Raw genomic sequence first — 12031 nt, 5'->3', positions numbered from 1 at the left:
TGGGCTGATACTTTATTAGGGATCTACATATGTAGATCCCTTTTTATTTATGTACATAAAATCATAGGGTTAACATTAAAACTTACGCAAAAAAAACATTCGCGAGCAGATGTATTTTCTATATATTCAATAGCTTAAGTAGTTAATTGAAATTTTTCTAATTATTACTAGAATTGATCGCTAGGGGGATCAATGGACAGAGTAGTAATAATAGATACAGAGACAACTGGCTTGTCTCCACGCAAGGGCAAGCATCGCATTGTTAACCTTGCTGCCGTAGAAATAATTGATGGCGATATCACAGGCAGCATCTTCCACTACTTCTAAAACCCTGAAGGTAAGAAGAGTACGTCGGAAGCCCACGCGGTACACCAAATTGAAGATTCATTTTTGCTTGATAAGCCAACGTTCTGCCAAATAGCTGAAGAATTTCTAGAGTTCATAGATGGTGCACGACTTTCCTTTTACAATTCAGAATTTGATGTTGATTTCCTGCAATCAGAAATTGATCGATGTGGACTAGATATTGTCTTCAATAGAGATTACGACGTATCTTGCTTGATGAGGGATTTTGCCAATAGGGAAAACTATGGGAAATGGGTCAAATTAGATAATGCTTGCATACGTTATGGTATAGACATTACTGAAAGAAAATCACACGGTGCCGCAATAGATGCCTTTATTACAGCGGAGCTGTACCTGAAGTTTCATTATTCGAGTGACAAACCACTTGCGAAGACACCGCATCAAAATGAACGTGTCGAGCCTACAGCCTTTCCAATCCCAAGAGCCTACAAAGATCCTATCACTGGTAAAGCTATTCAGCTTAACTACTGTAAGAACCCAAACTGCCGAAACTATGGTGTAGCCGCACTTAATCCCAAACGCAAAGCTGATGGCTCTATAATGCGAGGGTTAGGTAATGATTATAGGTTTACTAAAACAAAGATAGGTCGCGTGTTAACTTGCATCATCTGCGGCACAAGTACAAAACTGATAAACAACAAAGCTTTCGTTGAAGAGTCAAATAGGCAAAAGCAAATATTTTCCAATAAAGAGATTTGTTGCCCTGATAAGAAACTTGAAACATCACGACGACGAACTAGGCCATGTCGAAATGCGGTGGTAAATTGGTTAGATAAGCCTAAGCGTTACACCTTAAGAGGCACAGTACCGTCAACAGTAGAGTCATTGAAGTATCGAGAAGCCCAAAGGATTGAATGCAATGCCTGTCACAATCCTTTCAACGTACCGTTGAACGCTGAGTATGGTCAAAAGAGAGCTGATATCAATGGAATATTGTTCAGAATGCTTATTAACAAAGGTATCGTCAACAGAATGGAAGAAATTTTGGATGTGCCTATCACTTTAATTTACCACCGTATCGAGTTTTTCTTTAACCAGTGTGTTGAGTTTGACCGTTGGCACATACAGAACAACATTCAGGCTTTAAAAGGCAAAACCCTAGAAGTTAGTATGGACAGGCAGCACTACCTGTCTAACTGGAGTGATAAGAAGGACAGTCGCCCTACGAAACTGGTAAATACTTCAACGGTAGACAATAAAACTCGATTTGTATTTGCTAGTACAGTTAACTTCGACACCACCTCAGACTGGGAAGTAATTAAAAGAGACATTAGCAGATGTAGTGATCTTAAGAAGCCTGAACACAAGAGAAGGTATGGTCAGTACGTTCTATCCAATCAAGAAGTCGAAACTGATGACGTTGATGATACCCTGCCTCTGAAAGCACCAAATAAAAATTTACTAGTGCAACAAACTTATTCTCTCATGGCACACCTTGAAGTGATAAAACAGTACGTAAATGAGGCGCGTTACACTCGTTTATTCGCAGATGCCGACGAAGGCTTTGAACTTGGTATTGGGTTAGTGATGAAAGAACAGATTGCGGCCAGCAAACTCTACCCTGTGCTTGTAAAAGCAGAAAGGAACAATGCCAGCCAAATGCAAGACAAGCGTGCCTGGTCAGAACAAGTTCTTCTTAAGCATGGGATTACTATGAGCGACATAAAGAGGGCCAAAGTTGATAGAGAAAAACTAGCTCAAATATCGCAACAATATTGGGCTGCCGAGATGCACAAACGTACTATTGAATCAGGATCGGCTAAATCAGAGTGGTTAGTTCATCCATTTCCTAAATCTAGACATTCTGTTCAAGTAAAACCATTAGTAGGCTTTCATGGCGCTATATCTGTTAGCCAAACGCTATCTGAGAATTTGTTAGATGTATCTACATATGGAGTTGATAACTACTTTCAAATGATACGCCGCCGAATCAATATGTTCGAGCGACCAATAACATCAGCCACAAACAGTAAACGATGGAATGGCTACGCTTCATACAACCCTAAATGGGCGGTTATGATTATTGAGATATTGAGGGTCTACAACAACTACGTATTGACCGACGAAAAGTCACTTAAAAACAAAGGACTGTATCAGGAAGCAACAACACCAGCTCAAAAGCTTGGCATTACAGATAAGAAATATACAATAGAAGATATTCTAGACTTTACAGTCGCGAGCAAAATTAAAAACTTACAATAAGGAAGTCAATGATTAAAGGAATAGAGAACAGAGCTAAGCTAGCTGTCGGGGTGTCGGCATTCGCTATATTAATAATGGCATTTCAATGGTCAATCATTGATTGGATAACTCCTTTCTTGATGATGCCGTTGATGCTTGTGGTATTTATTGTCTTTTTAACGGGACTCGGTTTTAGCATTTCATGTCTTTTTAAGTTCAAAGAAATTAGGTGGTTGGCAACAATTCCCTTAGCAGTCCAATTGGTTGCCCTTGCTGTACTAGAGTTTGTTCCGTTTACGAAGCTCTGGATAAATGCAGATTTCCACTTATATGAATCTCAACGTCAAGAAGTCGTCGCAAGGGTTTACTCTGGCGAGCTTGTCTCTAATGTACAACATAATTCATCGTTAATAGCACTAGGCTCTGAGTATTCAAAAATATCAATGGGCGGAAATGAGATTGTGGTTCAAGATATCGACGGTTCGAAATACGTTTTCTTCTACACCTTTAGAGGGATATTGGACAACTATTCTGGTTTTTTATATGTCCCTGACGGCGGCGACCCAAGGAGCTATGCGGATTTAGATGAAGAAGATGTAACTCAAATAATAAAATACGCAGACAATTGGTACTACACCTCACACCATTAATTACAGTAGACCTACTAACCTATTGTTTTTAATGAGGATATACCTGCTCTCGAATGTAATTTTCGACATATCTTGATGGCTAAGCATTTGATTTCACGTTGAAATAAAAAAGGGATCTGAGTATTCAGATCCCTAATAAAGTATCAGCCCATCATTAAGAAGCCTTTTTTAATTGCCTGCTAAAGTAGTTGAATAGATTAACCTCAACGCAAACCTTATTGAAGGTAAAGTAGCTGAAACTTTTAAAGTAATTTGCTCTTTCGAACATGCACGTTGCAGTGTAATAGCTAGCTAATCTTGCGTTGACAAAATTGTTCAATAGCTGTACAAATTCATCAGTACCCTTTTTGGGTCTTTTGTTGTTGAAGTAGTAAAGCCTCATCTCATTTTTTAAAATGAACTCCTATAGCCCTCAGAAAACCTTCTGAAAATGAGGTTATTTCTTTTATTTGGTTATTTTAAAGTTGCATTACTAAAAGGATTTTTGAATGTACAAACTAATATTATTGTTTATTATTTTTTCGGGAATATCTTTGTCTGCTTTTGGTCAGGCAGAAGTTGAAATCTGCAATAATTGCTCTCAACATCAAAAAGACAAGATCGCAAGGTTAAGCGTTAACTCTGATACTAAAGTTGTTATTGTGGTCGATATGCTTAATGAAACAGCATTAAAATACGATACTCACTTCATTGAAGATCGGTATGGTGAGTCAGTAGTTAATGTTTCTTTGTCTGAGCTTAGTAATGATGAACTTTTTGATTTAGACCTTCTCTATGAATACCGCAAAGAGTTAGTACGTGTAATAACGCGTGCTTCTGAAAAGAGTATGCTTAAAAATGGGCAAAGTACTCAACGTAATATATCAACCCCTAAGCAAACTAATACCAATGCAAATGATAATTCCCCGTTAGGAAAGGAGATTGAAGTCAAGGGAAGTCCCTATGACTTTTTGCTTGCCAGTTATTTTAGAAATGATGTTTATGACTTTTATTTTGCGGGTGAGACATCAGCTTTAGCAAAAATTTTATTACCAACTAAGGGAACAATTAAATTTCCGAATATGAATAAGTTAAAGCTATATGTTCGTATAAACTTTTATAGTGATGATTTTGCTAAAAGCCTAAATGGCTTTATTAGCGTAACACTAAATCCAGTAATTAAGTCATTTAATATTTTAGGTGGGCGAGATGGATTTAAAAACTCAATTCCTTTGAACCATGACGAAATTAGTGGTCATGATTTTATATTTGCCAATGCTAAGAGCGAAGATAAAAATGAGAGCGAAAGAAATGAACATGCCAAGTTTGAAAGATACTCTAGTTCACTAGAGGGGGGAGTTAGTTGCCGAGTTGTGGAAACCAAAACGAAGGGAAATAACAAAATATACACTTATCAATGCTAGCGTTATAAGTTAAAGAGTGGAGTTACCACTCTTTAACTGTCGTCTAAACTTTTATTTGTTGTTTTTAACCCTAACAAGCACACCAACAGCACCGAGTAATATCACTACAATCCATACCGGCCAATTGCCATATTGGCTATAAATGCTATCGCCTTTAATTAACGAGATATTGGCTTCGAGTGCATCCGCTTTAAATTGCGGCATAGCCAATTGTGATTTAGTGATGGGGTCGTAAACGGCACTAATACCATTATTCGTCACGCGAATTAGCGGGCGCTGTAACTCTAGGGCGCGCATACGCGCTATTTGCATATGTTGATGCGGGCCATGCGAGTCACCAAACCATGCATCGTTACTCACCGTGAATAAGATGTCGGAGTCACTGCGATAATTACCACGAACTAAATCAGCAAAGGCAATTTCATAGCAAATAGCCGGTAAGATATTTAAGCCATTTGCACGTAAATTGTTTTGCACTTCATCACCTCGAGTGAAGGATGACATAGGCAAATCAAACAGTGGTGCGATAGGGCGTAAGAAGTCTTGGAACGGCACAAACTCACCAATGGGTAATAACTGATGCTTTTGATAGCGGTTTTTACCTAAATATTGATAGTGGCCTTCACTGTCATCATGCTCTTTTTTACCCAGCACAATGAGCGTATTAAAAATGTTACGCGTGTCGTATTGATAGTCAACAATACCGGTAATGAGTGCGGTGTTATTAAACGTGGCAGCACTATCAAGGCCTGTTAAATACTCGGTTGATAAAGCTTCAAGCTCAGGAACTGCAGCTTCTGGCCAGACAATTAAATCAGCATTCCAATGCAGGCGAGTCATATCTTGGTATTTGCTCATCGTCGTCCAAAACTCAGACGGCTCAAAGCGAAGATGCTGTTTAATATTACCCTGCACTAGTACAGTTTTTATGGTTTTGTCTTGGTGATGTAGCTGAGTGCTGCTTGCAATCGCATATAAGCCTGCTAGGAAGACTACAGAGGCGATAAGAGGTTTGCCATCTTTATTAGCTAGGCGATATAAAGCAAAAGCAATAAGCACGCATACCAGTGTGATACCAAACTCGCCGATTACTGGGGCTAAAAAATTGAGTGGGCTATCGGTTTGTGTGTAACCAAAGCTCAACCATGGGAAGCCTGTCAGCAATGTGCCACGTAAGTACTCTGTAGTGGCTACAGCGGCAAGTAACCAACAGATAAAGCTGTATGGGCCTTTAGCAAGGCGTGTAGTCAGCCAAGCGGCTAATGCAGGATACAGAGCTAAATAAGCACATAGCAACACCATTAACGACATCGATGCGATTAATGGCATGCCACCAAAGGTCGCTATTGATACATGCACCCAACTAATACCCGCGCCAAACCAGCCTAAACCAAATAAAAAGGCATATTTAGCGCTTTGTTTTGCGGCTAATTTACCGTTTGCCAGTGGATTAATACAGTAGAGTAGAGCACCAAGAGATAGAAAGGTTAAAAACCAAAGGTTATAGGGAGCGTAACTTAGGGTTAAAAAGAGGCCCGCAACAAGTGCGAGCCAGGCTTTTTTATCTTTTGCAAGGTGGCTTAGGTTAGTTAGCAGTTTCTTCACTGTCGTTATCATCAGCCTTTGGAATGGTGACTTGCAATTGTAAGATGCGGCGGTTATCAGAGTTAGTGACTTTAAACTGTAAGCCTTCTACCTCGATTGTTTCACCACGGCTTGGCATATGACCAAATGCGTGTAAAACAATACCCCCTATGGTGTCAGCATCTGAAGTGCTGTAACCGGTTTTAAAATATTCATTGAAGTCGTCAACTTCTGTCAGTGCTTGCACCGCATAAACGTGTTTAGCAACTTGGCGAATATCTTGTTGTTCTTCGCTTTCGTCGTGTTCGTCTTCGATTTCACCCACGATGATTTCGAGAATATCTTCGATGGTCACAAGGCCAGACACACCACCATACTCATCAATAACGATAGCCATATGGTAACGCTGTTGACGGAACTCATTAAGCAGCGTGTCTACACGTTTACTTTCAGGCACAACGACAGCTGGGCGTAGAAAGCCACGTAATGAAGGTAACTGCTCATCTTTGTTTAAGATAAGCGGTAATAAATCTTTTGCGAGGAGAATACCTTCTACATGGTCTTTGTCTTCACACACCACAGGAAAACGTGAATGTGTTGAGTCAACCATCATAGGTAATAGCTCTTCTAAAGGTGTATCAACCTCTAAGGTTACCATTTGTGAGCGAGGGATCATGATATCCCGCACTTTTAGCTCTGATACACCTAGTACCCCTTCAATCATTTCTTTGGTTTCAGGGTCGATAAGGTCGCGTTCTTGCGCATCGGCAATTACTTCTACCAGCTCTTCTCTATTCTGGGGTTCCCCTTGCAACATTTGGGCTATGCGGCCCAGCCACGTTTTGCCAGAAGAACCCTGGCTAGTTTGCGAGTTGTCGTCGCTCATTGCGTCTAATTGCTCCGTTAATTTAAATATCGTCTCGATATGGGTCAGCGATGTTCAGATCGGCAAGTAATTGCTTTTCTATGCTTTCCATTTCGAGTGCATCTTCGTCCTTTATATGGTCAAATCCAAGTAAATGCAAGCATCCATGAATAACCATATGGGCAAAATGGTCGTGAAAGGTCTTTTCTTGCTCAATTGACTCGGCTAAAACAATGGCCGGACAAATGATTAAATCACCCACTAAAGGTAACTCAATACCCGGTGGTGCTTCAAATGGAAAAGATAAGACATTAGTCGGTTTATCTTTGCCACGGTAATCATTATTGAGCTGCTGACTTTGTGCTTCATCGCTGATCACAATAGTCAGTTCTGCGTCTTCACGATAATGACTGAGGGCTTTATCAGCCCAAAGTTGAAATTGTTCAAAGCTTGGTAAGTTGTCAAACTCACAGGCTATTTGTAAATCTAATTCGGTCACGAGTTTGCTTCTTGTTGGTTTGCTTGTGCTTCTTTAGCTCGTTGCTTTTCAGCGCGCTTTAATCGTTCTGCTTCATCATTGCGCTCATAGGCTTCAACGATACGGGCAACAACGGGGTGACGCACGACATCGTGTGATTGGAAGAAATTAAAGCTAATTTCATCCACACCGTTTAATACTTCGATAGCATGACGAAGGCCTGAGCGAGCACCGCGCGGTAAGTCGACTTGCGTGATATCGCCGGTGATCACTGCTTTTGAATTAAAACCGATACGGGTTAAGAACATTTTCATTTGTTCAGCAGTGGTGTTTTGGCTTTCATCAAGAATGATAAACGCATCATTGAGTGTACGACCACGCATGTAGGCAAGGGGCGCAACTTCAATCACGTTTTTCTCAATCAGTTTTTCGACGCGCTCAAAACCAAGCATTTCAAATAATGCATCGTATAAAGGGCGTAAATACGGGTCGATTTTTTGACTTAGATCACCAGGTAAGAAGCCTAGTTTTTCACCTGCTTCAACCGCCGGACGGGTGAGTAGAATACGGCGAATTTCTTGACGCTCTAAGGCATCAACTGCCGCAGCAACCGCCAAATAGGTTTTACCTGTACCAGCAGGGCCAATACCAAATGTTATATCGTGATGAAGTATATTCGCGACATACACGCCTTGGTTGTCGTTACGTGGTTTAATTACACCACGGCGAGTTTTGATTACGATGTCTTTACCGTATACACCTGGGTTTTCATCTTGTTCTAAGGCATTTGACTCGCTAATAGCCAAATGCACGGCTTCAGGTTCAATTTCGCCAATCAGGCCGCGAATCGGTTGAGTGTCAATATAGAGGTTTTTTAGTATCTCAACAGCCGCTGCTGCAAGGTGCAGTTTACCGGTTACTCTGAAGAAATTATCACGGTGAGCAATCTCGACACCGATGCGGCGCTCAATTTGCTTAATGTTTTCGTCAAACGGACCACATAAAGATGAAAGGCGTTTGTTGTCGGCGGGTTCTAAATAAATCTCTAATGTTTTTAACTGATTACTCAAAATTGCTTCCTATTGATGGGTGCAGGCGGTGCCTGCACCAAGTGTCACCCTAAGGTACGAAAGTAGCAACGCCAATTTCGTTAGGGGCCGCAGCGGCCTCTGCTTCAGCTGCTTTACTTAGAATTGCTGAAGGTGCCACATCGCGACGTAAGTTCATTTCTGATTCTGTACGAATTAATTCACCACGTAAAGAGTTTGGCAGTGCTTCAGTGATACGAACATCAACGAATTGACCGATCACTGAATGAGGGCCCTCAAAGTTAACTACACGGTTGTTCTCAGTACGGCCGCGTAATTCCATTGGGTTCTTCTTAGAAGGACCTTCAACTAGGATACGTTGCTCAGTACCAAACATTTGGCGGCTAATTTGCTGCGCCATTTGCGTGATGCGGTTTTGTAATACGTATAAACGCTCTTTTTTCTCTTGCTCTGTTACGTCATCTGGTAAATCAGCAGCAGGCGTACCTGGGCGCGCACTGTAGATGAAGCTAAAGCTCATATCAAAACCGATATCATTGATAAGGTTCATGGTTGCTTCAAAGTCAGCTTTACTTTCGCCAGGGAAACCAATGATAAAATCTGATGACATGCTTAGGTTAGGGCGAATTTTACGTAACTTACGAATTGTCGATTTGTACTCGATTGCAGTATGACCACGTTTCATAAGGTTAAGAATACGGTCTGAACCACTTTGCACTGGTAAGTGTAGGTGATCAACAAGCTCAGGCACATCAGCATAAGCATCGATGATATCTGGTGTAAATTCTACAGGGTGTGAAGTGGTGTAACGAATACGGTCAATACCGTCAATCGCTGCTACATAACGTAATAAGTCAGAGAAGTAACAAATTTCGCCGTCGTGTGTTTCACCACGATACGCATTTACGTTTTGGCCAAGTAGGTTTACTTCACGTACACCTTGCTCTGCAAGTTGTGCGACTTCAAGTAAAACGTCATCAAGTGGACGACTTACTTCTTCACCACGAGTATAAGGAACTACGCAGAATGTACAGTATTTAGAGCAACCTTCCATAATTGATACAAATGCAGAAGGACCTTCAGCTTTTGGCTCAGGAAGGCGGTCGAACTTTTCGATTTCTGGGAATGAAACGTCAACGACCGATGTGCTATCGCCACTTTGTACTTGCTTAATCATTTCAGGTAAGCGGTGTAATGTTTGCGGGCCAAAGATTACATCAACAAACGGCGCACGCTGACGAATAGAGTCGCCTTCTTGCGATGCAACACAACCACCAACACCAATGATTAAGTCAGGTTTGTCATCTTTTAATAGCTTCCAACGGCCAAGCTGATGGAATACTTTTTCTTGTGCCTTTTCACGGATTGAACAAGTATTGAGTAAGATCACGTCAGCGTCTTCAGCTTCTTCAGTTAACTGATAGCCGTTAGTCGCATCTAGTAGATCAGCCATTTTCTGAGAGTCGTACTCGTTCATCTGACAACCCCAGGTTTTAATATGCAGCTTTTTACTCATTGAAATATAGCCTCGTTTTCAATTCGGTAGTGACACAAAAATGTGTTAGAAACAGGATTAAGTGGCAAGTATGCCGACTTAAAGGACGCGTATTTTAGCTGGATACCCGCACAGATCCAAGTATAGTTTTTATCTTTGTGGTGTGAAATCAAACAAGTCACTGTTTTGAAATTCTTAAGCAGTAAATGCACTGACACTGATTATTGAATTACGTTACAATTTGTCGCGTATTTAAATAGCCAAATGAGCGAATATTAAATGAATAAAAATAAGGTAATTGTTGTCGGTGGTGGCATGGTCGGTGCTGCTACAGCGGTAAAACTGGCAAAACAGGGTAGGGATGTCACCGTTATTGAAAAGCACCTTATCGATGCCGATCATATTCTTAGCTCAGATAAGGTCGATATTCGCATTTCGGCTATTAATCGTTTTTCAGAAAATTTACTCGATGACCTTGGTGCCATGCCATTGCTAAGAGAAAATCGCATTGCGCCTTATCAACAACTTGAAGCCTACCAACAACAAGGTGAGAATTTATTGTTTGATTGCCATGAAATTGGCGAAACGCACTTAGGTCATTTAATCGAAAATAATTTAATTCAAGCAAGTCTCTGGCAGCAATTTTCAAAATACAACATCGAAGTGATAGAGCAAACGTCAGCCATCACGGATATTACACAAACGGCTGATTCAATCACCTTACATTATGGCGATACTCAATATTCCGCCGATTTAGTTGTTGCAGCAGACGGTGGACAGTCACAATTGCGAAGCAAAGCTGGCTTAGGTGTGACGGGGTGGCAATATGGTCAGCACTGCATGGGCGTATTAATTAAGTTAGATGCCCCGCAGCAAGTAAAAACGTGGCAACAATTTAAGCCAACCGGACCCGTAGCGTTTCTACCGATGCAAGCGCCTTATGCTAATTTAATTTGTTATCACGATGCTGCGGTTTTAAAGCAGTGGCAAACATTGTCGAATGAGCAACTCAAAGCAAACCTCATTGCGCATTTTCCTGAACTACCGGGCGACTTTGAGCTGCTTGAGCATGCTGTTTTTCCACTTGCACGCCAACACGCTAATGATTATTCGCACGGTCGTTTAGTTTTAGTTGGTGATTCGGCGCATACAATTAACCCGCTCGCTGGGCAAGGCGTGAACTTAGGCTTTCAAGACGTCGTTGCACTGGCAGATATTTTGGCAGATCAACCTGATGTTGGTCAGCAAGCGTTATTGAAGCGCTACGAGAAAAAACGCCGCCACGCTAATTTACTAATGATGAGTATGATGGATGCATGTTACTTTGGTTTTTCAAACGAGATAAAGCCATTAAGCTGGGTGCGCAGTAAGTTTTTAAAGCTTGCTAATAACACAGGCCCTGCAAAAAATTGGGTTTTAAAGTATGCGATTAGCGGGACATTAAGTTAATCGTAAAAATTAATCGTACTAAAGACAAAGAAGCGGGGTAATGAAAATTAGCCCGTTTTTTTATGCTAATACCAATCCGCAATAATACTTAATCATTTTGAGGGATTAAACCTGTCGCTACCTGCGTTAAAAATTTCTGATTTAGAACAACTAAATAACGAAATTTTTGCCTTGTTATCAACGAGTTTTTATTGCCTCAAAATAGACTACTTAATTAAGCGAATTGGTATAAAATTACCGAATATACTTTGGAGAAACTTGAAACTTGAAACTTGAAACTTGAAACTTGAAACTTGAAACTTGAAACTTGAAACTTGAAACTTGAAACTTGAAAGGGAAGTAAGTAGTTGGCTGGGATACCAGGATTTGAACCTGGGAATGGCAGGATCAAAACCTGCTGCCTTACCGCTTGGCGATATCCCAACGCTAAACTTGAAGAGTTTTAGTTCTACTTAAGAACATGGTGCGGAAGGAGAGACTTGAACTCTCACAACCGAAGTTACTGGAACCT

Annotated in this window: 8 protein-coding genes, 1 tRNA gene and 1 pseudogene; 4 read left to right on the top strand and 6 right to left on the bottom strand. The window is 40.8% G+C overall.

The features are described from left to right. Positions 1-192: 192 nt before the first annotated feature. The 3 genes and pseudogenes from NH153_RS17215 (at position 193) to NH153_RS17205 (ending at position 4600) form a co-directional block, all read left to right on the top strand. A pseudogene (locus NH153_RS17215) lies at positions 193-2568 on the top strand (exonuclease domain-containing protein). Between the two features lie 8 nt (positions 2569-2576). Continuing rightward, a complete protein-coding gene (locus NH153_RS17210; RefSeq protein WP_058584966.1) occupies positions 2577-3197 on the top strand; it encodes a hypothetical protein in 621 nt (206 codons plus the stop codon). 488 nt (positions 3198-3685) lie between these two features. After that, entirely contained in the window at positions 3686-4600 is a 915-nt protein-coding gene (locus tag NH153_RS17205) for a hypothetical protein (RefSeq protein WP_063706114.1), read from the top strand. Positions 4601-4651: 51 nt separating this feature from the next. Here NH153_RS17205 and lnt read toward each other — a convergent pair whose 3' ends face one another. The 5 genes from lnt to miaB are packed head-to-tail and all read right to left on the bottom strand — an operon-like array spanning position 4652 to position 10092. Beyond that, the gene (lnt, locus tag NH153_RS17200; RefSeq protein WP_205630234.1) at positions 4652-6205 is read right to left on the bottom strand and encodes an apolipoprotein N-acyltransferase; all 1554 of its coding nucleotides are present in this window, start codon (positions 6203-6205) and stop codon (positions 4652-4654) included. Beyond that, positions 6186-7070, bottom strand: coding sequence for a CNNM family magnesium/cobalt transport protein CorC (gene corC, locus NH153_RS17195; RefSeq protein WP_063706110.1), 885 nt, complete (start codon positions 7068-7070; stop codon positions 6186-6188). The genes lnt and corC overlap by 20 nt, the downstream gene beginning before the upstream one ends. Positions 7071-7092: 22 nt before the next feature. Next, complete coding sequence (gene ybeY / locus NH153_RS17190; RefSeq protein ID WP_036967379.1) at positions 7093-7548, bottom strand: rRNA maturation RNase YbeY; 456 nt, start codon at positions 7546-7548, stop codon at positions 7093-7095. Continuing rightward, positions 7545-8597, bottom strand: coding sequence for a PhoH family protein (locus NH153_RS17185; protein WP_063706108.1), 1053 nt, complete (start codon positions 8595-8597; stop codon positions 7545-7547). The genes ybeY and NH153_RS17185 overlap by 4 nt, the downstream gene beginning before the upstream one ends. A 49-nt stretch (positions 8598-8646) precedes the next feature. After that, positions 8647-10092: a tRNA (N6-isopentenyl adenosine(37)-C2)-methylthiotransferase MiaB gene (gene miaB, locus NH153_RS17180; protein WP_063706105.1), complete on the bottom strand. Its 1446-nt coding sequence runs from the start codon at positions 10090-10092 to the stop codon at positions 8647-8649. Positions 10093-10350: 258 nt separating this feature from the next. Here miaB and NH153_RS17175 point away from each other — a divergent pair, with 258 nt between their 5' ends. Beyond that, the gene (locus tag NH153_RS17175; protein WP_063706103.1) at positions 10351-11520 is read left to right on the top strand and encodes an FAD-dependent oxidoreductase; all 1170 of its coding nucleotides are present in this window, start codon (positions 10351-10353) and stop codon (positions 11518-11520) included. Between the two features lie 348 nt (positions 11521-11868). Here NH153_RS17175 and NH153_RS17170 read toward each other — a convergent pair. Continuing rightward, positions 11869-11943, bottom strand: a tRNA-Gln gene (locus NH153_RS17170). Positions 11944-12031 lie beyond the last annotated feature (88 nt).

Origin of the sequence: Pseudoalteromonas gelatinilytica, assembly GCF_001641615.1 — a bacterium.
GTDB lineage: Bacteria > Pseudomonadota > Gammaproteobacteria > Enterobacterales > Alteromonadaceae > Pseudoalteromonas > Pseudoalteromonas gelatinilytica.
This window is presented reverse-complemented; position numbering and strand designations above follow the sequence as displayed.